General features: G+C 56.9%; 1 pseudogene. It reads right to left on the bottom strand.

Annotation, left to right across the window (positions count from 1 at the left end):
• Positions 1-515: pseudogene (locus EGN72_RS00210) on the bottom strand (IS3 family transposase); the annotation flags it as partial.

Genomic DNA, 515 nt, shown 5'->3' with positions numbered 1-515 from the left:
TTGCATGGACCCGTTGCCCGGCAGCGTTTTGCATGCAAACCGCGAGAGGGGGCCAACAACGCGCCGGGAAAACAGATCGATGACAACTGCGAGATAAAGGAAGCCCTCGTGAGTGCGGATGTAGGTGATGTCGCTCGACCATTGTTCTCGAACCAATGGCGAACAAGGTCTCGCCCCAGAACTGGTCCGGAGCGTTGACATCAAACTCTCGGTTCAAGATGTTGTCGGCCACGACCGCAGGGCTGCCACCATAAGAGCCCGGCTTCTTTTTGTAACCAATCTGGGCCCTTATCCCTGCTAGACGCGCCAAACGCCAAGCCCTGTTGGGGCTGATGTCTTCGCCCATGTCGCACAGATCATCGTGCAGTTTGCGGTATCCATAGACCTCGCCGCTGTCATCCCAGGCCTGCTTCAGCAGCACGGTTTGACGCTGATCTTCCTACGCACGCGGGCTCAAAGGCTCTCTCAACCATGCATAAAAGCCGCTTGGATGAACCAACAGCATCCGGCACATG

The organism is Pseudorhodobacter sp. E13 (assembly GCF_003991405.1).
GTDB lineage: Bacteria > Pseudomonadota > Alphaproteobacteria > Rhodobacterales > Rhodobacteraceae > Pseudorhodobacter.
Note: the sequence above shows the minus strand (reverse complement) of the source record. Positions and strands in the feature narration are given on the sequence as shown.